This is a genomic window from Saccharothrix sp. ALI-22-I (genome assembly GCF_001984175.1).
Lineage (GTDB): Bacteria > Actinomycetota > Actinomycetes > Mycobacteriales > Pseudonocardiaceae > Actinosynnema.
The window spans coordinates 98,044-124,067 of sequence record NZ_MTQP01000060.1; the positions used below are offsets into that span (position 1 = coordinate 98,044).

23 protein-coding genes are annotated in these 26,024 nt (G+C 68.7%); 19 read left to right on the forward strand and 4 right to left on the reverse strand.

What is annotated here, in order from left to right:
* Nucleotides 1-52 precede the first annotated feature (52 nt).
* Nucleotides 53-556: a hypothetical protein gene (locus ALI22I_RS20015; RefSeq protein WP_077007054.1), complete on the forward strand. Its 504-nt coding sequence runs from the start codon at nucleotides 53-55 to the stop codon at nucleotides 554-556.
* 92 nt (nucleotides 557-648) lie between these two features.
* Here ALI22I_RS20015 and ALI22I_RS54720 read toward each other — a convergent pair whose 3' ends face one another.
* On the reverse strand, nucleotides 649-780 hold the full coding sequence (locus tag ALI22I_RS54720; protein WP_274522985.1) for a hypothetical protein: 132 nt from the start codon (nucleotides 778-780) through the stop codon (nucleotides 649-651).
* A 700-nt stretch (nucleotides 781-1,480) separates the two neighbouring features.
* Between ALI22I_RS54720 and ALI22I_RS49385 the strand changes: the two genes are divergently transcribed.
* From ALI22I_RS49385 to ALI22I_RS20050, 8 genes are all read left to right on the forward strand, one after another.
* Nucleotides 1,481-1,825 carry a hypothetical protein gene (locus ALI22I_RS49385; RefSeq protein ID WP_143532316.1) on the forward strand — a complete coding sequence of 115 codons (345 nt, stop codon included), beginning with the start codon at nucleotides 1,481-1,483 and terminating at the stop codon, nucleotides 1,823-1,825.
* Nucleotides 1,826-2,325: 500 nt separating this feature from the next.
* On the forward strand, nucleotides 2,326-3,594 hold the full coding sequence (locus ALI22I_RS20020) for a hypothetical protein (protein ID WP_143532317.1): 1,269 nt from the start codon (nucleotides 2,326-2,328) through the stop codon (nucleotides 3,592-3,594).
* Complete coding sequence (locus ALI22I_RS20025; RefSeq protein WP_077007056.1) at nucleotides 3,591-4,142, forward strand: hypothetical protein; 552 nt, start codon at nucleotides 3,591-3,593, stop codon at nucleotides 4,140-4,142. The genes ALI22I_RS20020 and ALI22I_RS20025 overlap by 4 nt, the downstream gene beginning before the upstream one ends.
* On the forward strand, nucleotides 4,139-4,771 hold the full coding sequence (locus ALI22I_RS20030; protein ID WP_143532318.1) for a hypothetical protein: 633 nt from the start codon (nucleotides 4,139-4,141) through the stop codon (nucleotides 4,769-4,771). Before ALI22I_RS20025 ends, ALI22I_RS20030 begins: the two co-directional genes overlap by 4 nt.
* Nucleotides 4,768-6,912 carry a hypothetical protein gene (locus tag ALI22I_RS20035; RefSeq protein WP_077007058.1) on the forward strand — a complete coding sequence of 715 codons (2,145 nt, stop codon included), beginning with the start codon at nucleotides 4,768-4,770 and terminating at the stop codon, nucleotides 6,910-6,912. Before ALI22I_RS20030 ends, ALI22I_RS20035 begins: the two co-directional genes overlap by 4 nt.
* Nucleotides 6,884-7,741 carry an IS5 family transposase gene (locus tag ALI22I_RS20040; RefSeq protein WP_077007059.1) on the forward strand — a complete coding sequence of 286 codons (858 nt, stop codon included), beginning with the start codon at nucleotides 6,884-6,886 and terminating at the stop codon, nucleotides 7,739-7,741. Before ALI22I_RS20035 ends, ALI22I_RS20040 begins: the two co-directional genes overlap by 29 nt.
* 138 nt (nucleotides 7,742-7,879) lie before the next feature.
* Nucleotides 7,880-9,007: an ATP-binding cassette domain-containing protein gene (locus ALI22I_RS20045; RefSeq protein ID WP_143532319.1), complete on the forward strand. Its 1,128-nt coding sequence runs from the start codon at nucleotides 7,880-7,882 to the stop codon at nucleotides 9,005-9,007.
* Nucleotides 8,997-10,343: a DUF2399 domain-containing protein gene (locus ALI22I_RS20050; protein WP_083751868.1), complete on the forward strand. Its 1,347-nt coding sequence runs from the start codon at nucleotides 8,997-8,999 to the stop codon at nucleotides 10,341-10,343. The genes ALI22I_RS20045 and ALI22I_RS20050 overlap by 11 nt, the downstream gene beginning before the upstream one ends.
* Before the next feature lie 343 nt (nucleotides 10,344-10,686).
* On the opposite strand, the gene ALI22I_RS49390 is transcribed toward ALI22I_RS20050, so the two are convergent.
* From ALI22I_RS49390 to ALI22I_RS20065, 3 genes are all read right to left on the reverse strand, one after another.
* Nucleotides 10,687-11,361, reverse strand: coding sequence for a hypothetical protein (locus tag ALI22I_RS49390; protein WP_077007062.1), 675 nt, complete (start codon nucleotides 11,359-11,361; stop codon nucleotides 10,687-10,689).
* Between the two features lie 891 nt (nucleotides 11,362-12,252).
* Nucleotides 12,253-12,534: a hypothetical protein gene (locus tag ALI22I_RS20060; RefSeq protein WP_077007063.1), complete on the reverse strand. Its 282-nt coding sequence runs from the start codon at nucleotides 12,532-12,534 to the stop codon at nucleotides 12,253-12,255.
* Nucleotides 12,535-12,680: 146 nt separating this feature from the next.
* The gene (locus ALI22I_RS20065) at nucleotides 12,681-13,505 is read right to left on the reverse strand and encodes a hypothetical protein (RefSeq protein ID WP_077007064.1); all 825 of its coding nucleotides are present in this window, start codon (nucleotides 13,503-13,505) and stop codon (nucleotides 12,681-12,683) included.
* 626 nt (nucleotides 13,506-14,131) lie between these two features.
* Here ALI22I_RS20065 and ALI22I_RS20070 point away from each other — a divergent pair.
* The 10 genes from ALI22I_RS20070 to ALI22I_RS20115 all read left to right on the forward strand — a co-directional run bounded on the left by ALI22I_RS20070 (nucleotide 14,132) and on the right by ALI22I_RS20115 (nucleotide 25,584).
* Entirely contained in the window at nucleotides 14,132-15,223 is a 1,092-nt protein-coding gene (locus tag ALI22I_RS20070) for a DNA cytosine methyltransferase (protein WP_238598474.1), read from the forward strand.
* A gap of 650 nt (nucleotides 15,224-15,873) precedes the next feature.
* A complete protein-coding gene (locus ALI22I_RS20075) occupies nucleotides 15,874-16,554 on the forward strand; it encodes a hypothetical protein (protein WP_143532320.1) in 681 nt (226 codons plus the stop codon).
* Between the two features lie 691 nt (nucleotides 16,555-17,245).
* Complete coding sequence (locus ALI22I_RS20080; protein ID WP_083751871.1) at nucleotides 17,246-19,231, forward strand: S53 family peptidase; 1,986 nt, start codon at nucleotides 17,246-17,248, stop codon at nucleotides 19,229-19,231.
* 86 nt (nucleotides 19,232-19,317) lie between these two features.
* Nucleotides 19,318-20,274 carry a L,D-transpeptidase gene (locus ALI22I_RS20085; protein WP_238598475.1) on the forward strand — a complete coding sequence of 319 codons (957 nt, stop codon included), beginning with the start codon at nucleotides 19,318-19,320 and terminating at the stop codon, nucleotides 20,272-20,274.
* A 51-nt stretch (nucleotides 20,275-20,325) separates the two neighbouring features.
* The gene (locus ALI22I_RS20090) at nucleotides 20,326-21,078 is read left to right on the forward strand and encodes a TonB-dependent receptor (protein ID WP_077007067.1); all 753 of its coding nucleotides are present in this window, start codon (nucleotides 20,326-20,328) and stop codon (nucleotides 21,076-21,078) included.
* 96 nt (nucleotides 21,079-21,174) lie between these two features.
* Nucleotides 21,175-21,456 carry a hypothetical protein gene (locus tag ALI22I_RS20095; protein WP_143532321.1) on the forward strand — a complete coding sequence of 94 codons (282 nt, stop codon included), beginning with the start codon at nucleotides 21,175-21,177 and terminating at the stop codon, nucleotides 21,454-21,456.
* 312 nt (nucleotides 21,457-21,768) lie between these two features.
* Nucleotides 21,769-22,248, forward strand: a complete 480-nt coding sequence (locus ALI22I_RS20100) for a DUF6355 family natural product biosynthesis protein (RefSeq protein WP_077007069.1) — start codon at nucleotides 21,769-21,771, stop codon at nucleotides 22,246-22,248.
* 403 nt (nucleotides 22,249-22,651) lie between these two features.
* Entirely contained in the window at nucleotides 22,652-23,356 is a 705-nt protein-coding gene (locus ALI22I_RS20105) for a YczE/YyaS/YitT family protein (protein ID WP_077007070.1), read from the forward strand.
* A gap of 3 nt (nucleotides 23,357-23,359) precedes the next feature.
* Entirely contained in the window at nucleotides 23,360-24,721 is a 1,362-nt protein-coding gene (locus ALI22I_RS20110; RefSeq protein ID WP_077007071.1) for a hypothetical protein, read from the forward strand.
* Nucleotides 24,718-25,584 carry a helix-turn-helix transcriptional regulator gene (locus tag ALI22I_RS20115; protein WP_077007072.1) on the forward strand — a complete coding sequence of 289 codons (867 nt, stop codon included), beginning with the start codon at nucleotides 24,718-24,720 and terminating at the stop codon, nucleotides 25,582-25,584. Before ALI22I_RS20110 ends, ALI22I_RS20115 begins: the two co-directional genes overlap by 4 nt.
* Nucleotides 25,585-26,024: the final 440 nt, after the last annotated feature.

The following is a 26,024-nucleotide window of genomic DNA, read 5'->3' on the forward strand; positions in this document are numbered from 1 at the left end:
ACCCGTAAGATTCCCGAGCATCGCTCGAGTTCGTTCGTGAGTGGAGAGACCAGTGGTGAAGTCCGTCGCGGTTGACACCGATCGCCTGGACCGTGAGGCGCGGGAGTTGTTCGGGCAGCTCACCCCCGCGCCGACGGTTGGTCAGGACAAGGACGGGCGGACCATCACGATCACCCCCAGCGAGCGCCTCATCGAGATCGTCCGACGCTCGAGGTTGATCGCGGTCAGCGACACCCTGGCAAGATCCGTCGCGGCGCTGCTGAGTCAACACGGCATCACCGCCGAAGTCGGGCACGTCCAGGTCGACCCGGCCGGTGAGGGAGACGAGCAGGTACTCGGGCTGCTGGTCGACCTCGACGGGACGCGCGCCGTCGTGCCGATTCGCCCCGGCGCCACCCGACTGCGCGCCTATCCCGAGACCGAGGCCATCGACCTCACGGGCTCCGATCCGCTCCTGGTCATCGATCTGCCTGACGACACGGCCGAGTCGGACGGTTGGGTCACCGCCACTGCCATCCACACCGCCCTGGCCCGGCACCTGACCGCGGCGACGTGATCACTTTCGAGTCGGTCCTGGCCGGGGTCGAGTTCTAGCTTCAAGCTAGTCCGACCCCGGTTGCGGATCACGTGCCGTGGGCTGGGCCTGTTCTACGTCCTGGCGATCGGGAAGAACTGCACCATGACTACCCACGCCGGGACGAAGCGGGCCGACGAGGTCACCGAGCTGATCCCGCCCGACGCGTGGGTGCGCTTGTCGGCCGGGAAGGGTCCAAAGGGCACCGCTGGTACTCCTGGGCGATCGTCGACATCCTGCCCGAGCCCGACGGTCCCGACCTCGGGTCCCAGCCATTACACCCTGCTCGTTCGCGGCAACGACACCCCCGGCGAGCCGGCCTGGTACCGGTGCTGGACCCCACGCCCGGTCCCCGTGCGCAACCTCGGGCACGTTGCCGGCCGCCGGTGGACCGTCGAGGAGAACTTCCAGGCCGCCAAGGGTCAGGCCGGGCTGGACGAGCACCAGGTCCGTCGCTGGAACTACTGGCACAGGTGGACAACCATGGCCATGCTCGCCCACACCTTCCTCACCGTGCCAGCCGCCGTGATGAACGTCGCCGGGCCCACCACAGACGAGGCCGGGCTCATCACGGTTACTCGGCCGAAGCGCGCCGCCTGTTCACCACGCTCCTGGCCTGCACCACCACGACCACCGAACAGATCCTCGTTTGGTCCCACCGGCACCGAGCCCGCACCGCCCACTACCGCAGTCGCGTAACCGCAGACCACAGCCCCCGTCTCCGGCTGTAGTACTAGATCGCGACCACGTCAGGGGGCCGTGCAAGTCGCCATGCGGGAAACCGCACGAAAGTGTGACTTTTCCCTGTGTGGGACTAAATTAGGATTCTCTGACGGGAATGTGCGGTAGTTGTGTTCGTGGTCGCGTCGACAAGCGGCGCACAATTGAACGGGGCGTGTGGTGGCAGTGGAAAGCGACGACGAGAAAAGACGGGCCCGATATCGAACGGCTATGCTCGAAAGGGCCCGAGTTGCTCTACGTGAGCTGGAGCAGCAACTAGATAAGCCGGGCGGATCAAGGGTCATAGGTAACGTTGATGCCTCCGGTGATCCGGACAGTATGACGATTCGGGTCGAAGTCCCAATGGGAGGGGTCTGGGTTCCCCTGGTGGAGTTTCGTCCATCCGAAATTGGCTACACCGAAGAGGATATCGCACACGAAATCCAACTTCTGCGTCACCAGTCCGGCGTTGATATTCCTGGCGATATTTCAAGTCTCGACGCGGAAGATGGGGAAAATCAAGGTAGGTGACGCCTGGCGGCAGTGCCCAGTTCAACGGGAGCTTCGGCAAATTCAACGAGTGTTACCCATGGGGTAACTGACCGGGTGTAACACGACATCATCTCTCGAATAGCAGCCATGGATGTGGATCCGTTTGTGGACACGGCGGGCTGCGACCCGGACGTGTTGACCGGCAGCAACACCGCCGCGCCAGACATCGGTGTGGAACAGCGGCTTGTTCGTCTCCTCGCTCGTGGTCTCGGACTGCATGTGTGATCGATCGTGAAAGCTTCTCGCGACCGGTCCGCTCGATCGTGTGACGATCGGCCCTTGCGGAAGGTGCTTGCCAGACGCCTTGGACCTGACCGACACCGAGTTCCCGCCTCCACCCAGCGCAACATCGGGTGCTGCCTGACACTCGACACTGCTGGAGGTCCTCGTCCAGGCGGATGTCGCTGAGCAGCCGAGGCGCACTCCCGAACACCTCAACGACTGCCTACGGCGCGAGACGACCGATGCGGAGGCCCGGGATGAGGGAGAGGCTGCTTAAGACATACCTGGTTCTGCTTGCACCGGTGTTGAACCGCAAGGACGGCGTGACCAGTGATCCGGTGGACCTCGACGTCGCCGAGGCGATCTTGATGGCCGCGGAGTCGGCCGACGGTGTCGGTCTGACTCGTTCCGAGATCGCCGCCAGAGCCGGGATCGACCCTGATGACGACCGATTCCTTTCCCGATTCGCCATGCTGGTCACGACGGGCGCATTGCAGGGCCTGCGCCGCGAGAAGAAGCATCAGGACCGATATTTTCCTGATCCACTGGCCTTGCTGGCCGCCGAGATCCTCGCCCGACTGAGTCGAGACCATGGGGCGGAGGAGTTGCACAGCATCCTGGTCGATGCCGCAGACCAGCTCGAGGCAGCCTTCGACGGCGCCCCTGAGAGCGGGCCGAGCGTGGACGAAGTCGACCTGCTGATGATCAAGTTGTCGGCCTTGTTGCACGCCTACGCCCAGCGCATGGAAGCCGCTGTCGCGGCGGGAACGTACGACGAGTTGGTGAGCGCACGGACCGGTGCGTCGACCGGCCGCCAGATGATTCAGATCGAGCGGATCTGTCGGGCGATCAACCGTGACGGCAGTCCGTACAGGCCCCTGTTCCACAGCGCCAACCGTCTGCTCGCGGCAGGCCAGCGTTTCGTCACTGCAGCTGAGCAAGTGGCCGGTCGCCTCGTTGAGGAGGCGACGTCGGGGGAGGGTGTGTTGAGCCTGGCCGGCTACGACGATTATCGCGACGTCGCCATACACGCCGATCTTGAACGGCTGGCGACTGTCGCTGCCACCGTGCCCATGGAGTGCATGCCGCCCCTGGTGCACCTGAGCGACCTCGCTCACGCGGCTACCACCCTGGACGACGTACCCCGAGAACGGACTGTGCCCGAGCCTCCGCCGTCCGACCCCGGACGGGATCCGTCTTCTGCTCTCGTGGAACGGCGACGCCTCGCCGAGCAGCGGTCGGAAGCCCGCCGTGCCTGGGCCCAGCGAGCGCTGGCGGACACCGACGAAGCCGACCTCACCCTGCACGGCACGACGTGGCCCCATGCGGCCAGACTGCTGGCGGACGTGATGGCGCTCTCCAGGGATCCGTCGGTGCCGGCCGCAGGAGATATCGGTGATCCTCCACTCATCGAACCGGCCTCGGAAGTCACGATCCGTCACCCCCTGCGGCTACGTCGCCTCGAAGCAGCGTTGCCTACCAGAACGGCAATGCCCGAGCACACGGTCGAGTGGACAGAGGGATGAACGACGACACGCCTCGCCTCACCGCCGCTCGCGCTCGTGCGCGACAGTCGGTGCTCGCTCACGAACGGGCGCCTCTGGCAGCGCTGGAGCCCAGCCTGTGGCGCCTCGCCGGCACCGACGGATCCTTGCGCCTCACCATCGCGGAAGATCTGCAACTGCACGATGCCGACCTCTCGAGGCTGGCGGTGGCGCGACTTTCGGAAGGGCAAGCGAGAACCCTGTTGGCCGTGCTCGTCGTCACCCGACGGACCGCGACGAACTCGGCGCACCCGTACCCAGGTGTCACCGCATCGGTGGACGACGTCTTTGCTGTGCTTGGCGCATCCAATCTCGGCAGACACGCAGAGGCTCCCATCAAGGGCGCACTGAACAAGCTGCACAGCTGGCAGCTGGTCCGGCTCGGCGAGGACGATGCGGATCCCGTCTCCGCCGAGGCCGGTGTGGCGGTCCGGTTGGGGACGGCGGTCTCCTTGTGGGCGGGACCGTGGGTGGCGGACCTCATTGCGTTGGTGGACGGGTTGGTCGACCGGCACGGACGGTCGCGATGAGCCTGGACTACCTTTCCGTAACCGAGCTTGCCGCGGTGACCCGTGCGGTGACCCTCCTCGATCAATGCCACGGCCTTGTCCCGGCGGATACCGTGCCCGTGTTGCTCCATCCAGATCTTCGGCTCGTGGTGGATGCGCAACTCGACGCCGTCGGCCGTGTCGTAGTGGAGCACCACGGCCCCGACGGTGAGATCATCGGCTACAGCAGTGGGTACGCCGACGACATCTCCGAACGTCTCGCCGCCGAGGGCCTCGGTGTGTTGCTCCCGCTTGATCGTGCGGTCGTCGCGCTGGTTCTGCTGTGGTCGGTGGCGATGCCCACGACCCAGGGACGCCCTCCGCTGCGATGGTCGACGGCAGAGCCGGTGAAGCTGAACCAGCTTCACCACAACCGGCCCCTCAACAAGGGGCTCGTCACCGAGACTGTCAACCGGCTGCACGACGCACACGTGCTGATCAACGGCCGCGCCACCGGCATCAGACCGGGCCCGATGTTCGATCGCCTCACACCCGCTCAACGCCGGTGCATCGAGGAGGACCTGTTCATACTCGCCGCACCCGAAGACCCCGTCGCGATCGCGTTTCAGCGTCGGAGGCATCACCATCGGCATCAACAGGAGACGTCGTGACGACCACCCGACAACGCACTGTGTCCCGCGGCATCGTCGGCCGCCGTCGGATCGTCTGCCTGCAAACCGTCGACATCGGTCGACTGACCTCCGACCCCGTGTACTTGACGCCGGGCGGCTTCATCGCCGTCACCGGCGAAGGACCCGTCGACTCCAATGAATCGTCGAAAACGACCCTCGAGGCAGCGCTCAGCTTGATCCACGGCGATCCCGGATGGCGACAGGACTCGCCGCAGTTCTCCGGGTACGCCGCCTCGTTGCTGTTCAACCCGCCGAACGCGCCCACCGGAGCACGGGTCCGCGCCGAGATGGGATTCATCGTCGCCGTCTTCATGGGCCTGCCGGCCGAGCCTTCCCGCGAACCTACGAACGGCGATGGCCCATTGACGGTGTGGGTGCGCATACGACGCTATGACGATCCGGCCTTCGAAGTCGCCACCGCCCCAGGCTTCCGATTGGCCTTCGGCGACACACAAGCGGAACGGCTTGCCGATGCCAAGAGGGTTTGGTCCACGCTGCGGGGGCCGAAGTGGGGGCCTCAACGCTATGCACGGGAACTGTACGGTCCGGGCGTGAGCTGCCTGTCGTATGTCTCCAAACGCGGCGGTCGCAACGAGCAGCGAACCACGCTGCTCGGCTCGGACGTTTCCCAGCTCACTCCGGAGCAGATCGCCGCCCAGCTGATCGACTTGGCCGGCATGCGGCAACTCCTCGACAACGAAGCAACCCAACGCATCGACTTCTTCCGCCTCACCCGCCAGCTGAAGGCCAAGGAGAAGGAGGTCGGTACGGCCGCCACCTCGGTCGCCAACTTCACCAGAGAGGTCGAATCGATCGACGGTCGGCTCCAACTGTTGGACGAGGCCGAACGCGCGCGTGACCGTTACGTCGCCACCACCGTCCGACAGACTCTCGGCGACCTCGCAGACCTCCGACGGTCCCGCGCCGAAGCCGCAGACGCTGTCGAACGAGCCTCTCTGCGCGTTGCCGAGATCACCGATCGTCTGGCCAGACTGGACCGCACGATCGTGGACCGCGAGCTTGCCCGCACGGCCGACGAAGTCAGCGCGGCGCGGCTTGCCCGGCAACCCGTGGCACACCGATACGAACAACTCGCCATCGATCTGAAGTTCATCGAGCGCGACCTGGCGAAAGCACAAGGACTCGCTGCATCCTGGTCCGGCCGTCGCGCGGACGCGGTAGCCGTCGATCTGGCACGTGCACGAGACGAAGCCGACCATGCGACGGCAGAGCAGCGCCTCGCCGCGGAACGACAACGAGCTGCTGAACAGCATCTCGATGCGGTTCGGCGGGGAACCGCCGGGCCGGCCGGCGACAGGCTTACCACAGCGGGCATCGAGTGGCAGCTTCTGTCCGACGGTGTCGAACTCGCCACAGAAGCTCGCGCATTGTTCGAGCCGCTGCTGGAGCCGTTCTTCGGCGCGATCTGCGTCGCCCCGAAAGACGAATCGGACGCAGTCACAGCACTCGCCGACTTTCCCGGCGCGCAGCTGGTATCCGGGTCCGCGCCGATGCCCGCCGGAGTGCTCGCAGCGCCACCCGGAGCAGCAGGGCTGCTCTCCTGGATCGCGACCGACGGTCAGCTCATCGACGGCGCCGCCAGCCTGCGCGGCCTCGTCACGGTCGTCGGGGGATTCGCCCAGCCGACCATCGGCCGCCACGCGCGGGTGACCGCAGCATCCGCAGCGTGGCAAACTGCGATCGACGCCCGCCGCGAGGCGGACGACCGTGCCGCGGAAGCACGCGAACAGGCCAACGCCTTCGCGGCCGAACTCGCTGCCGCCGAAGCCGAACAGCAGCGTGTCGAGCTTGACGATCGGCGTGACAGCGCCCGCAGACACATCGCCTCAATCACACGCGAGCTGGCCCCCCTGAACGAGGCGGTCGAGCGCGCCGACAGCGCCCACCGTGATGCCCAAGCCGCCCGGCGCGGCTTGGAAGAACGCCGGACAGAAGTCGCGGACCACCTCAAGACCTGCCGAACCGAGCTCGACCGGATGAATGCCCACTACGCGGACGTCCTGAGAGGGCATCTGATCTTGGTTTGTGGTGGTTTGTCCGGTTTGGTGACCGCCATAGAGTTGATCAACTATGAGCTCTCGGCGTGCGTACCCCAGTGACCTGTCCGATGCCCGGTGGGCGTTGATCGAGCCGACGTTGACGGCGTGGCGTGCCGCCCGGCGCGGGCCGGGTACGGCGGCGCGGGTGCACGACTTACGGGAGATCGTGAACGCGATCCTGTACGTGTGCCGGACGGGGATCGCATGGGCGTACTTGCCGCACGATCTCCCGCCGTACCAGACGGTCTACGACTACTACGCCAAGTGGGAGGCCGACGGCACGACCGAGTCGTTGCACAACCTGCTGCGGGGCCGGGTTCGTGTCGCGAGTGGACGTTCGGTCACTCCTACGGCGGCGATCCTGGACTCACAGAGCGTGAAAACCTCCTGCAACGTCAGCGAATCCACTCAGGGCATCGACGCGAACAAGAAGATCAAGGGACGCAAGCGGCACATCGCCACCGACGTGCTCGGCCTACTGCTCGCCGTGGTCGTGACCGCGGCCTCGGTCCAGGATTCGGCCGCCGGCAAGGACATCCTGGACCACTTGGCCCTTACCCATCCCGACGTCTCGATAGCCTGGGTGGACGGCGGCTACAACGACGCGGTCGTCCGCCACGGCGCCAAGGTCGGCGTCCGCGTCGAGGTCGTTAAACGTATTGCCGCCACAGGGTTTCACGTGTTGCCCAGGCGTTGGGTGGTCGAGCGGACACTGGGGTGGCTGATGCAGCACCGTCGCCTCGTGCGTGACTACGAGGCGCTGCCGCAACGCTCGCGCACGATGGCCCACTGGGCGATGGCTAACATAATGAGCCGCGCACTGACCGGTGAATCCACCCAAACCTGGCGAAACGACCTACGCAAAACGGACATTCTCTACCAAAAGTAGATCAAATGCCCTCTGAGCTCGGCGGACAAGCTCCTCCTGCCGACGTGGGCCGCGTACCTCGATGCTTGCGCACCACGCGCGGACGGCTCGCTGGCCGACGTGCTCACCGGACACCATCCGCTTGAACTGCCGGGCGACGTGACTACCGCCCTCGAAGCCCGCGTCGACGAGGTGCTTGCGGCGCTGTCGGGCGCCGTCAGCCACCGTGAGTACCTGACGCGGCTGGAAGCAGACCTTCGGATCTCCGTCGCCGTGACCGGTGCTCGAAACGAGCAGACCCGCGCAACGATCACAGAGGACACCAACCTCGACGCCGTCACCCGAACGGCACTGATCCGCTACCACGAACAGGTCGCCAGCGTCGATCGCCGCCGGGCGCGGGACAGCGAAGCGCGAGAGGTCGCCGCTCTCGACTCGGTGATAGCGGCCCTGCGAACCACCATCGGACGCCAGGCGCAGGGAATGAAGTCCGCCTTGGAACGCGCCCGAACCGAACACGCACGGCTGCAACGCGAATACGACAACGCCTACGACGAGATCCAGGCCACCGACGCACACCTGCGCAACCTGCAACGAGGTCTCGAACACCAGATCCGAGGACTGTTCACAGCGGTCTCCCATCGCTTCAACGAGATCCGCTTCCGCCACGGCGGGCACGGAGGCGACCTCCACTTCGAGATCAACCCGCCCAGCCTGGACCTACCCGAGGACAACCAGCCGACGAGCCGTGGTTGGACACTGCTGGCGACACCCCGCTGGGCACGCCGCCCACCGGACAACGGCCATCTCGAACACGTGCCCTATCACGAAGACGCCAACACCGCCCAGTACAAGCTCGCCACCATCCAACTCGTTCTCGCCGCACTCCTGGCCAACGATGATCCGATCGGCCGGCTGCTGATCCTGGACGAACTCGGAGACGGACTGGGCGAAGCCCACCGCGAACGCGTGCTCGACGCTCTACGCCGGGCAGCGGAGGAAACCGGCATGACCGTCATGGCGACCGTTCAGGACGACATCCAGCACGAAGCCTTCGCACGCTGCTCCGAAGTCCTCCTCCTGCGCTACCCGTCCGACGCCGACCTGCTCAACGAACCGACCTACATGTTCGCTGGCGGCACGCACGGCAACCACAGCGAACTCGTGCCGTTGCGCGACGCCCTGACCAGCAGCAGGGGGCCGGGATGGTCGGCGCTGCTGATCGCTTACGACCACGTCGTCGCCGCTCAAGCCGCCCATCGACGGGCCCAGGGCCATGCTGACTGAAGGCCATCCCGTCGCCGTTGACGGCTTGAATCCCGCGCTGAAGGCATACGCGGCCGTAGAACAGGTACCTGATGCCGACCGGGGAACCCGGGACCGGGTCGACCAACGCGGCCGGTTGCGTTACGACCGAGTCTGGGTGCGCAGACCCGGACAACCGCCGATCACCATCGATAGCACGCTCGCGTTGTCCGAGCCGGACCTGCGGTGGCTTATCACTGCCGGCACCCCACGCCGCGGTGGGCGGCGCGGGCAGGCGATCGCCGAAGCCGCGGCCATGTCCGGCTGGTTCCGCCTGCTCTACGACCTCGACCTGTCAGACGCCACGACGAAGCTCGACCGTCTCGTCCGGATCGAACCGCGACCCGGAACCCGACCCGCACTGTGCGCATGGCTTGATCACCGTGACGGCCTCAACGCGCTCTTGACCGGCAAGCTCATCGACGCCGTCCCGCCGGCGGCGAAGGCCTGGGCCGGCAACGACGCATCCCGGCTCATCGCCGGTATCGAACCCTCCGGCGACGCACGGGCAGGACTCGTCGACCAGCTCTGTGCGTTGGCAGGCGCCCTGCCCGCCAACGGCATCCCCCTGTCCGTTCTTGCTTCGCACACCGTACGGCGAACACACGGGCTTGACGCCAACACGACGCTGGGCCGTCTCGGTGCACGACTCGCCGCCGCCATCGCAGGACACCCACCACCCACGGACAGCGCTGCCGTTCGAGAGGCATGGGCCGCCGTCGGTGTGCTGGTCGATCCGGTATCGAGCCAGGTTTCCGGGTGGCGACTTCCGATAGACCCCGACCATCCCGCCGCAGCGGTGTCAGCCGCGTACCAGGCTGCGAAGGAACCCGCCGTCCTGACGCTCGGTGTCATCACCAGTGGAGGAGACCGCTCGCTTATCGCACCGCCACAACCCGAATCCACCACGCTGTGGGTGGTGGAAGGCATCAGCGCGCTCACCGCCATCGTCGCATGCGACGCCCACGCAGCCGTTCTCTGCCGAGGAGGCACGCCAAGCGTCGCCGCCACCAAGGTCATCTCTGCGGCCGCGGCATCCGGATGGCGAGTTGCGGTGTCCTCCGACTTCGAACCCGGCGGGCTCCGTGGCGCCATCACCGCGCTTCGACACGCAGGCACAGCCGGATTCCCCTGGCGCCTCACCGCCACCGACTACCTGACGGCGCCGGCCGAGGGCGAACGCTTCCCCAGCGACGACGTACCCGCAACACCCTGGGACCCGGACCTCGCCACCGCCATGCGCCACCGTCGAGAGCGCGTCAGCGAGGAAAACCGCTTGGACGTACTCCTGACCGACCTCCACGCCCAACACGGCTGACGCCCCCGTCATACTGCCGAAGCTGGTTCAGGTCGCGTTCGCCGGACCTCGACGAGAAAGCCACAGAGCCTCAGATCCGGCGGCACGTAGCGTCGTTGCCAACCGGCCATCATTCCGCGCCCCGACTCCCAGAGCGGGTGACCGCGGTGGCGGCTTCGAGTGCTTTGGGTGAGCCGGTGGTTGTCCACGGTGAGACGTTGGACGTTGGCGATGGCGAGTTCCGAGGCATTCGGTGAGTACGCCGCATCAGGACGTGATTTGTTGCCGGTCGAAATGGTGCCGTGGAGCGGTTCGTGAGGCTGTGGACATGGCCGCGTGGAACGCGGGTTCGGCGGTCGCGCCGCTACGGGTCCGCCGGCTCGGGGTAGACGTCCTCGCGGAGTTCCCACGGCTGGTGTCCGGCGCGGGTGCACGTGATCGTCAGGCGCAGAGGCGCGTCGGCATGGGTCCTGGTCCACAGATCGGCTGTGGTCCAGTCAGGCACGGGCGCGGGATCCAGGGCGAACACGAGCGTGTCGCGGCGGGCCAGTGGTCGGGCGGGGACGGCGCGCCCGTCGCGGGTGGCGTGGTCGACGCCGGGCCGGAACCGCCACGGTCCCCACAGCGTGGCGGCGATGTCCTCGGCGGTGGGCCTGCCTGCGGTGTGCGGGGCCCGGTCGGGCCGGTCGTCGCGGATGGCGACGGCGACCCCGTCGAGGTCCTGGGGTCCGTCGAGGGTGATGGTCAGCCTGGCCGTGGCTCCCAGCCGTGCGGCCGTCGACCCGGCCTCGGTGGTGTCCACTGTCAGTCTGAAACGCAGCGCGGGGATCAGCTCGAGGTGGTGGCGGTCGCCCTCGATTCGAGCCGTGGTGGCCGCGCTGTCGGCCGACGCCCGGGCGGCCCCCGCCGAGTCGGCGGCGGCATCGGCGGATCTGCTGCCGCTGCGCGCGGCCCAGACAGCGACTCCGAGCGCGGCCATGCCGGTCACCGCGCCCACTCCACCGGTGATCGCGCCCACGACCGCCCACGGATCAGCCACGACGGCCTCCTGGCCGGTTCCACGTGCTCATACCGCACAGTCTGCACCCCACCCGCCTCCGGCCCGGCGTCCGGTGCCGCATCGCGGCCGGCACACTCCCAGCGGCTCTGGCAGCAGCTGCGCTTCCTCTCACATGGAGCCCCGCCCCTGTTGTCCTCGGCGTCCGGTTGGCTTGGCCGGTTTCGGGTAGGTGGGCGTGACTGTTGCTGATCAGAGGGAGTGAATAGCGGGGATCGGCGGTCGGGACTGTTCGGAGACTGCCTGCTCCTCGACCATCGCGACGTCCTGGTGTTCCTCGGCGGTGTCGCCCGGTTTGCTATCCGCCGCCGGACGCGGCGAACACCACCGTCCCGGTCGGGCAGGGCATCAACGGGTCGATCGCGTACGTGGCAGACCGGCCGGTGTCCGCGGCTGCCGGTCGAGCGTTGCTGCTCATTCATTGACCACGACAACCGCGAGACCGTTACCACGCGGCCGCCGTACCATCGCCCTGCGTCGGCTCGGGGCGCTGTGGAACAGCGCTCCAAGCGTGGCGAGGAGTTCACCAACCAACTCAACCGAACCCGCTCGTCGCCGACGACCGGGTGTCTGCCCGCTCGGGGTCGCGACGGCACCCGGCGTCGGCCCCTGTGTTTCGGCAGGGGTGGTTGTGGTGACAGGATGTGCCCGTGGCGTTCGCCCGTTGGTCGTCGCCGACGTGCGTGAACTGGGGCACCTCAGACGATCACTCCATCCGCTTCTTCCGCAGCCACCTCACCAGCCTCCGCACGGTCACGCGGCCGTTCTCACTTACGATCTCGGCGCCTTCCACCTCGTCCGAATCGTTCACGGCGGTGCCGTCGTCACGTCGGGGTAGGAGATGGGACGTTCGAGGCTCTGGCCCGTGGGCTCTCAACTTGCCGGGTCGAGTTCCAGGCGGCGTTGGTGCTTATTGCATGTCCATCCGCCTGACTTGTCGTGGTTCCAGCCGTGTGCGATCAGCCAGCGGTGGACCGACGTGGGCTTGTCCTCGTCGGTGGCGCTGTTCGCCATCGGTCTGTAGGCGATGATCGGGCCGGCTCCGCAGACCAAGCATTCGACAATTTCGACGTGGCCGCATGGTTGGCAGTTGGCGCAGTAGTGGCTCTCGACGAGGTCGCCGTGCTGGTCGAACTCCAGCCAGGTTTCGGCCAAATCCGCTCGATGTTGCGCTGCCGTCCGCCAGTGAGCGGGTCTGTGTCCGCAGGTGGGGCAACTTCGTTGGACTGACGCTGTTTGGACTTGCGCCCGGCGGTCGTTGAGGCCGGAGGGTTTCGGATCGGATCGGTGTCGCCGGGTAGTCACCGCGTGCCCGGCCACGGCTGCCTCATCAGCTCGTCGAGCGGATCCGCCATGGGCTGTCCGGCCAGCAGTCGCGTCACCCAATAGCCCTGTGCGTCGACGTAGTCGTACACCGCTGTGTTGAGCGCGGCGAGGCCGTTGACGAGCGCAAGGTGGTCGACAACGGCCTCGCTGGCCTGCTTGAATCGCCGCTTGAACTCGGTCTCGTCCACGTCGATGTGCGCCGGAATCGACTGGATGTCGCCGTCACGGAACGCGGAACGGGCGTGGAACGTGTAGATCGACATCTGCCGACGCAGACGCACCAACATCGCCAACAGGTACTTGTCGGCGGCACCGGAGTCAGCCTCCGTGCGCAACTGGTCAAACATCTCCAGCAGCCGATGATTCCCACGGATATCGTTGAGCGTCGGCGACAACTCCAGCGCCACCGCCATGGATTGCCTGGGCAGCAGTTGCGGTCTGTCCACTTTGGTGCGGGTGATCGTGCGGGCCAGTGCTAACCACAGCACGGCGTCCCGCACCGCAGCAGCAGGCCATCTGTCACTCAACCGTTGGTAGATCTCGGCGACCGTCACGCCTGTGGCGCCACTACGGTCCGCCAGAACTTGCAGCACGGCGAGGTTCACTTCAATGAACTCGGGCGATTCCACCGCTCGTGGATGCCGCACTACCGCGCCGAGCACGGCCGCCGTGTGCGCGGCGCCTGGGATGTCGGACTCCTCCGGCCGCACCTGATCCAGAAGCGCGTCCCAGTCCTTCCCACCCCCGAAGCCGTCTTCCTCGGGAGGCGGGATCGGGAACGGGTCCTCGTCTTCGCCCACAGCTTGAGGACAACACCGCACCAGGCCGAACACGGCCGCAGTCATCCATACGTGTCGCCACTAATACCGGTTGGAGTGAACGCTGCCGCAATTGGGCGATCTCCTCGCCGCCGTCGACCCGACGACCGAGTGTTGACGGTGTTCTGGGGCTGGCTCGTGTCGAGCGGAGACCCGGTGAGCGTAGGCACGTGGGTGCCGATCGAGTCCAGGAACAGTTGCACGTCCGTGCCTGTAATGGCCTGGCCATCAGGGCACTCTCGCAGTGGGAAGTCGCGTGCGAGTGATCCGGCGGCGTAGGAGTGCTACCAGCCCTTTCCATGCGTTCGTGGAGATCTCTTGACTGACACGCGGGACCGGAGGCGCGGTGCGGTCAGAGTAGAACGGGCGCTCAGACACGAGCGTTAGTTTGATATCTGGATGGCAAGATGGAAGCCATGTGGCTTGGGTGGTGGATCGCCGGGGCGATGTTGTTGGTAGGGCTCGCCATGATCGTGATCGGTTTGCCTCCTGGGCGCCGCTTGAGGCAGGCGCTTCGTGACCGCAGGAATCGTCGGCGGTCTGCTGGCTGAGGTCCTGCCAGGGAGATGGAGGCATCGTCGAGCGCTTGTCGGTTTACGCTGGCGGGGGTGTTGTCACTGATCGACCTGTTCGCTGGCTGTGGTGGCATGACCTCGGGGTTCGCCGCGGCGGGCGGCTACCGGCCGGTCATGGCGGTCGAGTGGGACCTGCACGCGGCGGCGACGTACGCGGCGAACTTCGGTGAGGACCACATCCGCTGGTCGGACATCGCGGCCGTGCCGGACGCCGCGATCCCCGAGGTTGACGTGATCGTGGGCGGTCCGCCGTGCCAGGGGTTCTCGAACCTGGGCTCGAAGGACGTCAACGACCCGCGCAACTCGTTGTGGCGGGAGTACCTGCGGTTCGTGCGCAGGGCGCGGCCAGCGGTGTTCGTGATCGAGAACGTGGACCGGTTCCTGGCGTCGACCGAGTTCGCCCTGCTCGAGGCCGAGACCGAGGGCTACGAGCTGACCGCAGGTGTGCTGTCGGCGGCGGATTTCGGTGTGCCGCAACGGCGTCGGCGCGCGATCGTGATCGGGTCGCGGATCGGGCGCATCCCGTTGCCCGCGCCGACCCATTCGCGCGACCGCTGGCACACCGTGGGCGATGTGCTGCGCGGCCTGCCGGAACGGCCGGCGACGACCTTCCTGCCGGACTCACAGGCGGAATTCTTCGGCACGACGGTGCCGGGGCCGTTCAAAGGTCTGGACCTGCACGTTGGCCGCAATCCGACGCCGTTGTCGTTGGAGCGGTACCGGCACATCCCGCCGGGTGGTGGCCGGTTCGACCTGCCGACGGAGCTGCTGCCGCGGTGTTGGCGGGAGAAGAAGACCGGGACGACGGACGTGATGGGCCGGATGCGGTGGGACGAGCCGTCGGTGACCATCCGGACGGAGTTCTACAAGCCGGAGAAGGGGCGTTACCTGCACCCGCAGTGGGAGCCGGGCGTGGACGGGCACCGCGTGGACCGCCCGATCACGCACCTGGAGGCGGCGCGGCTGCAGTCGTTCCCGGACTCGTTCGAGTGGTGCGGCTCGAAGATCGAGGTGGCCAGGCAGATCGGCAACGCCGTGCCGCCGTCGCTGGCCAGGGCCATCGCCGAACACCTCAAGCCGTACCTGGTCGACGTGGCGGCGGCACACGACCCACACAGCCGCTGATCCTGGTAAGCGGCGAACTGGCGATGCCCACCGCCGGCGTGGTCGGGCAGTTGGCGGGACACCGGGATAGTCGAAGAACCCCACGGAACTCGTACTCGTCCGACGAACCGGAGCCATCCGGAGACGGGCAGACGTCCCGACGGCCACGTCGGGTGTGCGACCGGTGTCCCTCATGTTCCCGGCCATCGCAGGGCAACCAGGGCGACGTCCACTATGGGCAAATGCTCGAGCATGCCGTGAGCGCGGCGCTGCTCCGTACGAACTAGACGAACGAACCCCTCGACCGTGGTCCACGCACACTACGCCGGCGCGGTCGGTTGTGATCACACCGCATGTATCGCGAGCCGTCCCAGGCCACCAGTCAGCTACATAAAGTTACGGTTCTGTACTCCATTCGAGTGAAGTACAGTGTTACCAACAGGTCGATGGTGACTCAGCGTCAAGTTGGTGCCTAGTGTGCAGGTGAGCCGGGACCTTGAAAGTGGACCGGGCACGTCTCGCCGACTGGTCGGCTATCGGCCATCGACGTAGTAACCGTTGTGCCGCGGGGGCGGTACAACGATGCCCGACTCGACGCCCGGACAAGGGGGCGGGACGGGTGTTACGGGGGAAGGCCGCGTGCGGCCGATGTTGACATTGGGGGATGTCACGTGATCACTGATGGCTTGGACGATCTCGGACCGCCCGGGGCGGTGGTGTTCCTTCCCGAGCCGGGCGCGTGTGGCGGGCGGCTGCACCCCGCGCAGCGCCTCGTCCCGGACTGGTTGGCGTCCATGTTGGACTGGCACGTCTGGCCGTCGTCGTCACCCGGTGTGGTATCTGCGTTGGCGCGGACGCGGTGCACGCACGTCGACGCCGAACTGATCTGGGCCACCGAGCCCGAGCTGTTCGCCCGTCGCGCCCAAGTCGGCGCACCGCCATCGCAGGACCTGTGGGCCGCCCGCAGGATCCTGGCCGAGCGCGGCTTCGACCTCGCCTTCGAGTTGCACTTGGAGCTGGTCGAGGACGAGTTGGCGATCGCCGTGTACGGCGCGGGGGTGGTCGGACGGTTGACCCGCGAGGCCTGGCGGGAGGTCGCGCCACGGCTGACCACCTGTGTGTCCGAGCTGAGCGAGCCCGGCGAGGACGTCGACCTGGCACGCGGGGTGATCCGTCCGGCGCGCCCGGCCTGGTGGCCGCCCGGGATGCCGCCCGGTGGGGTACGACCGGAGCGCTGGGAGCGTGGCGACACCGCGCACACCTGGTGGCGCTACCCCTTCCACGGCACGTTGCGCGCGGGCTGCACCTGCCCCGCGCACACGCCGCAACAGTCCACTTCGGACCGTTTCTGAGTCGTCGCCTGACCGCGTCGACCGGAAACCTCCATCCTGCCGTCGATCCCGACGGCTCCGACGTCCGTCGGCGCGTGGCGCACCGGTTGCCTGGCCGGTGAGACCACGCCCCTGAGGCGGTCCCGCCGAACCACCCCGATGTCCGCGGCGGGACGAGTGGCTCGGCGATGCCACGCGCCGACGGCACCCCGAAGGAAGGGGAGAGAGGGAAGCGGTCGCCACGTCGCACGAGGTGGCACCCCAGCGCCGAACCGCGACGCGACGACCGACGTCGGTCTCGCCGCGCACTGCCAATCGGGTGGGCCGATACAGGGCGCGGCGGGACCGGCACCCATCACCACGACAATTCACGAAGGTGTCCGTCCAGCCTGGTCGAGAAATCGTCCGGGCTAGTCGGCAATTCCCTGAAAATGACCTGTGGAATGTTCTGGAAATCAAATGACGGACACGTCGGGAAATGATTGACCAGGACATGGTTGATGAGGCAGTGTGTCCAGCGGGCAGGGAAGAGGGCCTGCTCAGGCTGACAAGGGGACGTCGGTCGCATCATCGAGGGGGAGTCTCGCACAGGGGTGCCGCCCGATTCGCTGGATGTTCGACACCCGCCCGTCGGGTATTGAACGGCGATTCGCGGGTGACGTCGGACGCCTTCTCGTGGTGTTTCGTGATAACAGATTCGGGGGGCTATTTCATGGCACGTCGACAATCCCGTGCCGCGGGAGTCGTGGCCGGATGTGCGGTGCTCGTCGGGGTCATGGGCGGTCCCGCGTCGGCGCAGATCGCGCTGTCGCAGCCGGACGGGGACCAGGCGACGGTGGAGGGCAGCGCGCCGGAGTGGGCCAAACCCGAGGCGCGGGTGGGCAGCGTCGACGACCGCGAGCAGCGGCGCGTGAAGGTCGCGTTGGCGCTGCGCGACCCGCACGGTGCCGAGCGGTTGGCCGAGGCGGTGTCGGACCCCGACTCGCCGCAGTACCGTCGGTACCTGAGCGGCGAGGAGTTCACAAGGCGCTACGCCGCCTCGGACGACACCGTCGCACGCGTCACCGAGTGGCTGCGTTCGCAGGGCCTGCGCGTGGACGGGGTGAGCGCGAACCGTCACTTCGTCGAGGTCACCGGCGACGTCGGCCGCATCGAGAACGCGTTCAGGGTGAACCTGGGCAAGTTCAGGATCTCCACCCCTGATGGCCGAATCCACGTGCTGGCCGCTCCCGAGCAGTCGATCTCCCTGCCCCGCACGCTGCGGGGCGCGGTGAGCGCGGTGCTGGGCTTGGACGATGCCGCCAAGACCGTCACCACCCAGCAGATCGCGCTGCGCGCACCGAACGGCTCCCGGCCCCGTGACACCGCGACCGGCCGGGCCACGCCCGGCGACGGCGTGTCCGCTGCGGCCGACACCGACGCCTGCGCGACATACTGGGGCGAGCACAACAACACAGGCGCCCCGCAGAAGCACGCCGCCGGGCAGCAGTCCAACTGGTTGTGCGGCTACCTCGCACCGCAGATGCGCGCCATCTACGGGCTGACCGGCTCCGACACCGGCGCGGGCCAGACCGTCGCGGTGGTCGGTGCCTACAACCTGCCCACCATCGAGTCCGACACCAACGAGGCGGCGCGCCGTTTCGGCGCACCGGCGCTCGCGCCCGGCCAGTACAGCGCGGTCCTGCCGTCGAACTTCACCGACCACGACCAGTGCGGGCCGGACGCCTGGTACGGCGAGCAGGCGCTGGACGTGCAGTCCATCCACCAGATCGCGCCCGCCGCGAAGATCGTCTATTACGGGGCGCAGAGCTGCTTCGACCTCAACGCCGCGCTGAACACCGCGGTGAGCGAGAACCGGGCCAGCGTCATCTCCAACTCGTGGCTGATGCCGGGGGAGAGCCTGGCGTCGGCCGCCGAGCGCCGGCAGATGGGCGCCATCGCCGTCCAAGCCGCCATCCAGGGGCAGACGATCCTGTTCTGCTCCGGCGACCAGGGCGACAACAGCGCGATCCAGGGCCGACCGGAGGCCAGCTGGCCCGCGTCACATCCGTGGGTGACCGCCGTCGGTGGCACCACCGTCGCCCTCGACGCGGACAACAAGGTCACGTTCGCCACCGGGTGGCAGAGCTCGGGCTACACCCAGTCCGGCAACACCTGGGTCGCCCAGAACGACCGTGACGGCAGGTTCGCCGGCGGCGCGGGCGGCGGCGCGAGCATCTACTTCCCCGCGCCGGGCTACCAGCAGGGCGTCGTGCCGACCTCGGTGTCGGGCGGCAAGCGGGTCATGCCCGACATCTCCGCGCTGGCCGACCCCTACACCGGCATCGCCATCGGCTACACCGTCGACGGCGTGTTCCACGAGTCCATCAGCGGCGGAACCTCGCTGGCCGCGCCGCTGATCGCCGGCCTGGTCGCCGACGCCCAGCAGCGCCAGGGCGTGCAGCGTTTCGGCTTCCTCAACGACGCGCTCTACGACATGGTCGGCGACCCGCAGGTGGCCGACGTCAAGCCGGTCGCGGCCGCGCTGTGGACGCCGGGCATGGTCGGCTTCGCCGACGTCGAGGTCCCCAGCGGCCTGGGCAGCTACCTGATCGACTTCGACACCAAGCCGCAGACCCTCCAGTCCGGCGCCGGGTGGGACCCGGTGACCGGCATCGGCACGCCCACGGCCGGGTTCACCACGGCCCTGGGCAAGTAAGCCCGGTGGGGCGGCGGCGAAACACGGGCCCGCCGTCGCCCCACCGCTTCCCACCACTCCCACCGTCCTCAAAGGAGGGACCATCGGTGACCGACGACGCCCAACAGCACCACCATGACCGCGCCGAGGACGACACATCCACTGTGACCGGTCCGCAGACCGGACCGGTGGGCACGCCGCGCGGTCGCCGGTCGAGGCCGGTGGCCGTCGGCCTGGTGCTCGTCGCGGCCGTGGCGCTCGCCCTCGCCGGACTCGTCACCCTCACCTCCCGGCCGGCCGTCTCGGCGGGACCGGTGCACCTCGCGCCGGGCGAGCACGGCCTGGCCGACCCCGCCCGCGACGCCGAACCGGCCGTCGAACCGCGCCCGGTCAGCGACACCGAACTGGCGAACCTGCCGCAGGCCACCACCTTCGGCACCGTCGGCGACGCGCCGCCCGACCAGGGCACCGCCGCACCGTCGGGTCGGGTGCTACACCCGACCCACACCGTGCCCGTCTACCTCGCGCCCGGCGACCGCGCCATCGCCGCCCTCCCGCCGCTGCAACTGGCCAACGACACCTGGCTGCCGATCATCGACCAGCAGCCCGGATGGGCACGTGTGCTGCTGCCGGTACGCCCCGGCCGTTCCACCGGCTGGGTGTTCACCAACGACCCGCGCGTCACCACCGCCCACACCTCGCACCGGATCGTCGTCGACCGCGGCACCTTCACCATGACCCTGCTGCACGAGGACCGCGAGGTCGGCCGCTGGAGCGTCGGGATCGGCAAGGCCGAGTCGCCGACCCCGCCGGGACGGACGTTCCTGCTGGCGTCGATCCGCGACACCAAGCCCACCTTCTCTCCGATCGTGCTGCCGCTGGGCACCCACAGCGACACCCACACCAGCTACGCGGGCGGCCCCGGCACCGTCGGCATCCACACCTGGCCCACCGGCGACGTCTACGGCACCGCCTCCAGCGACGGATGCATCCGCGTCCCACCGGACGCGCTCGAAGTCCTCAGCACCCAGGTCCCACTCGGGACACCGGTGCTGATCGGTTGATCGACATCAGGCCCACCCAACCAGGGCCACACCACACACAAGGGGGGATTCGTGGTCCGCACCACCCACCACCGCGCCCGCGCCGTGCTTGCGGGCGCAGCGCTCGGCGCGCTCGGCGTCGCGACCGGCGCCGTGCTGTTCACCGGCAGCCCCACCACGGCGCAGGCCGAAGCGCAGGCGGAGACGTCCACCGCCTACGGCGTGTCCGCCATCGGCGTCGACCCGGTCTCCGCACAGCCGTCGGTCAGTTCCGCCGGCGAGGTCAAGACCGCAGGCGGCGACGTCTCCGGCGAAGCGGGCACCTTCACCGCCAGTGGCGTGAGCGTGAAGGCGGGCGCGGGCATGGCCGAGGCCCGCGTCGCCGGCATCAAGGTCGGCGGCGTGACCTTCGGCCCGATCAGCGCGAAGTGCGACAACGGCGTGATCACCTACCCCGAGGGCGAAGGACCGGTCAACCCCGCCCCGAACCTGAGCGTGGAATACAAGAAGGGGCCGGGCGCGGTCATCACCATCCGCGGCGCGAACGGCAAGGCGTCGCAGACCATCACCGCAGCGGTCGTCAACTGCGCCAAGGGCATTCCGCCCACCACAACCGCGCCCACGACCACCCGGCCGACGCAGCCGTCCACCACCACGCCGACCACCACGCGACCGTCGAGCACCGCACCGACGACCACGAGCACGCACGCCACACGCCCCACCACCACTGCGCCCAGCAGCCGCGGCACCACCCGCACCCCGGAGCCGGAGCGGCCCGCACCCCGACCCCAGCCCGTCGACGGCCACCACCCCGTCACCGGCTGACGGTCCACGCCAGGACCGCTCCACCAGCGCGGCCCGCCCTCACTCGCGACCCCCGGGGCGGGCCGCGCCCATAGCGCCCACAGTCCACACCGGACCGTGGCCAGCCGCAAACAGCGGCTGCACAACGGAATATCGACCAAGGAGACGAACGACATGCACAAGAACATCGCCCGCCTGGGCGCCGTCGTCGCGGTCGCCGCCGGTCTCGGTCTCGGGCTGGCCGGCACCGCCTCCGCGCAGATGGCGCTGAACGACCCCGACTTCCAGGCGCCGTACTCGGCGGTCGACCCCGACTCGGTACGCCTGTACGGGCAGACCCACGGTTCGCAGTCCGACTCGCAGATCTACGGCGAGTTCCTCGGGCTCCGGGCCCGCTGACCCGACTGCCGCAGGCTGTGCGGACCGGCCGGCGTCGGAGGACGCCCGCCACGCACGCCCATGGCCGGAGCAGCAGGCCCCCACCCGCCACGACCGTCACGACAGTACCTCCCCGTCGCGGCGGCCAGCGGACGCCCATGCTGCTCCACCCGCGCGGTCCGCCCGTGGACGCCCTCGGGCGGGCCGCGCCCTCACCGCCACCACATCCCGGACCCCGGCCGCCGCACCACAGCCGGCGACGGCGGCCGGGACGACAACACCGGAATCGACGACGAACCGGTCCCCACCGCACAACACACCAAGGACAGAAAGATGACACTGCGACAGTTCCTCACCCGCCTCGGCCTCGTGCTCGCCGTCGCCGTCGGCGCCGCTCTGAGCCTCGCCGGCAATGCCTCCGCGCAGATGGCTCTCGGCGGCCCCTACGGCCCCACCGACACCGGACGGCATTCCCAGATCCAGACGGTCACGCCCGGCTCCCAGGTTTCGGGCACTACCCTCGGGGCGCAGAACCGACAGGAGCCCGCCGCGCCGTCGGCGCCGTCCTCGCCGTCGTCGACCGCCGGCGGCGTCGGCACCTTGGCCTACGGAGACTGCGGCTTCTACACCGGCCGCGACGCGTGGTACCGACACTGCAAGAACAGCTGGATCATCATCCGCGTCAACTTCTGGTACGGAGCGAACTACCGGGACATCTGGGTGGGGCCCAATAGCACCACCAACCTCAGCCGCCACCCGGACCTGCAGGGCGCCGGGTTGATCACCAACGCCTGGTGCATCCGCTACTGCTGAGCGTCCTCACCCGCGTGGACCGCCGTCGTCGGGGACGTCCGGCACACGCACCGCGCCACCCCGAGCAGCAGACTCCCCGCGCGGCACGGCGACCACCGCCGTGCCGCGCGCCCGGAACAACGCCGCTTCTCCACCCGCGCGGTCCGGTCCTGCGGCACCCCGCGAGGCCGGCCGCGCACCCACACAAAGCACACCCACCCTGGAGGAGGTCGCGGTGACCCGCCACACGGCACTGCGCGACAACGCCTCGCGCACCGCGCTGGCGACCGGTGAACCGGATGCCCGTCAATCGCGTCCCCGGCCGGGTCGCCACCGGGCGACCAGGCGTCGACCAGCCTGGCGTGGCCGACCACCGACACCGCCGCCGCGGCGCGCATCCGGTCGGGTCGCGTGGGTGGTCCGCGTGATCCAGATGGTCGTGGGCACCACCCTGATGGGCGTCGGTGTCGGGCTTGTTGTCCGCTCCCAGTCGGGCCTGTTGCCTCTGGACGTACTGCACGCCGCCGTCGCCGACCGCGCCGGCTTCACCCTCGGTGGCGGCATCATCGCCGTGCAGGCCGTACTGCTGGCGCTGTGGGTGCCGCTGCGCATCCGCCCCGGCCCCGCCACCCTGCTCGCCGCGATCATGCCCGGCGTCGGCTGCGACCTCACACTGGCCATCGTTCCCACCTACGGCGAACTGCCACTGCGCCTGGCGCAACTGCCCGCTGGCGGCTTCGCGTTCGCCCTCGGCGTCGCCCTCTACCTCGGCGCTCACCTGGGAGCAAACCCCCGCGACGGCATCATCGAACACCTCCACCTCCACGGCTACGACCGGGCCAGGGCCCGCATCGTGCTGGACCTCGCGTGCCTGGCCGGCGGTCTGCTGCTGATCGGCCCGGCCGCAGCTGTGCGGACCGGCGTCGTCGGCGCGGGCAGCGTCCTGCTCGCCCTCGCCGTCGGCCCGCTCGTCGCCCGCCTCAAGCCGCTGTTCGACCACATCCCGCCCACCACGGCTACCGCGACTCCGACCGTATCCGCGTCGAACGGGCCCGCGTCGAACGGGCCGGGCGCGATCGTCGACAGCGCCGGCACCGCACTGGCCACCGACACGCCGGTCGGGAAATGACCCATGGTCCACGACCTGACCACCACACCGATGATCGAACTGGTGTCCGCCGCGCTGACCCCTGGCCACCCGGACACCGACGCGCACCGCGTCGAGATCCAACGGCGCTGGAACCAGGCGTCCGAGCAACACGCGCTGGCCCGCAAGGGGTTCGCCAACCCCGACCAGGACGAGGTCGCCGCAATCGAGGCCGCCTACGACCCCGCCGCCGTGGAACACGCCCGCTGCTACCTCCGCTCGTTGACCCTGATCCACGAACTGTGGGTGCTCCAGGAAGCTGGGGTGCGCCCGGACGAGCTCTACACGCTGCCCGACGCACCGCAGCGGGTGGTCGCGGTGCTGAGGCGCGAGGTGGACCGACAGGACAGCCTTGCCCAGGCCGTCGGCGGCGAACCCGCCCAGTCGACGGACACAGGACAGTCGACGGAAGCCGGTCGACTTGCCCTGCGGGACGAACGTGATCCGCTCGGCGCAGCGGCGGCCCGACTGGCCGTCTGGACCGAGCAGGCGCTGTTCCGCGAATCCCGCGTCCTGCTCTGGGAACACGGGAACCTCGCGGGCAACATGCCCCAAGAGTTGCTGCACCAGTACGAGGAGCTGTGCTCACAGGCGCTGGCCCGGCTCGACGGGCCGTGGGCGCTAGAGGAGTTCCTGGCCAGCCCGGTGGGCAAGGACGACTACCTGTTCCGCGACCCCGCGACGCAGACAGCGTTGCACGGACTGGACATCGCCCTCGGCCGGCCCGGCCACACCGTCACCGAACAGCAGATCCTCCAAGCCCGTAGAGAAATCCACGCCGAGATCCGGACCCGGGCGGCCGACTTCGCCGACCAACCGCTGCCGTCGGACCTGGACCCGGCGACGATGACGCGTCCGCGGCTGCGCGGCATGCACGCCGAGATGCGTGCCCTGGTGGACTTCCTCGGCGACGCGCTCGCCGTCATCAGCTTCGCCGGTGACAAGGTCGCCCGTGTCGACGGCCGCCCCGTCGCGCCCGAACGGCAAGGCGCCACGCTCAGCCTGCACTACAAGGTAGCCGCCGCCGGCGACATCACCGCGATCCCCACCACGAGCGTCACCGTCGCCGGGCTGCGCATCACCTACCGGCACGACCACGAGGCGGGCGAGGTCGTCGCCGCCGTCGATGCCGCCGGGTCGGTCAAGTACATCGACCCGGTCCAGCTCCCGGCAGCCCTGGGCATGCTCCTCCAGCCGTACCCGGACGCCATCGCCTCCATGGCCAGGATCGAGGCCACCGTCCGTCGCCTGGGCGACGGACTCGTCGCCGGCCGTGCCTCCGGCCTGCTGTCCCGCTCGACCAGCAGCCTCATCGTTCCGCCGCACGGTCAGGGAAGGTCCCGATGACCGACCCGGCCGCCACCGGCTCCGCGACGCCACCGCCGACCGATGCCGCACCGGTGGCCGGCACCGTCACGCCGCCCGCGACGCCGGCCCAGGTCATCGCCGAAAACCTCAGGCGTCTGCGTGTCCGCGGCCGGTTCACCCAACACGAGGTCGTACGGCTGATGCTCCGCAACGGGACACCGATCACCCGCAGCAAGTACGCCGCCTGGGAACTCGCCCAACGCCAACAGGTCTCGATGCTCGACATCCTGAACCTGGCCACCGCCTTCCACGTCGCGCCGGAGGAACTGCTCTACGGCGACGGCGACGTCCACATCGCCGCCCACCTCATCCTGCCCCGATCCCGCCTCCGCGAACTCGTCCGAGGCCCGGTCGCTGCACCTGTCGGTTCGTCGCACACCACACCGGCCGCGACCAGCGCAAGGAGCACACTCACGATGCCGCTTCCCGCCGCCCACCACCCGACGCCACCCCCACCGGCCCCCGGGACGGCTACTGCACCGGTGGGGCTTCTCATGCCCCGCGCGCACCGCTGGCCACGGCTGCTCGGCTACACCACGACCGTCCACCCGAGCCTGACGCTGTGGCCGGGTCTGCTCACCGGCGGTGTCGTGCACACCCTGGTCGGACCGGCCGGCACCACCGCGATGGCACTGGACGTGTTCCTGCGCTCCGCCGTCGACCTGGCGGTCCGCGTCGTCTACGCGCACCACCTCGACCACCCCGAACACGACCATCCCGACCGCGACGGCGAACTCGTGCCGTTCGAACTCGGGCTGGTGGTCCAGTACCCGGCTCCAGGCGGTGTCGTGCACACCTGGACCGCCACCGAACACCTCCACGGGCCCACCGGGGACCGGTGACCTGTCGAGCGTCCGCACCGCAGCCGGAGACACCGACACCGAATGGGACCCGCAGACCCCCGCACCTCCTCGGCCTGCGGGGCGCGACACGCACCAGTACGAACAGACCGCGCGCATCATCGACGACCTGGTCTAGCGCCGGGCCTTGGGCGTCATGCACGGTGCGGCCGGCACTGGGAAGACATCGCCGTCGAGGGCAACCTCGAACGCCTGCGCGACGCCGATGAGCACCGCGTGGTGACCTGCTCGCTGTCGTTCCCCAGCCGCCCGACCGTGCGGCGTACCGTCGCCGAACTGGTCACCGCGCTCACCGGTGACTCAACCCCGCTCTCGGTCAACCGGTTCCAGCTCACCACCAGCCTGCTGGGCGTGCTGGCTTCGACCCCGCGACTGCCGGTGGTCGACGATGCCCGGCGCCTTACCGGCGAATGCATCGAACC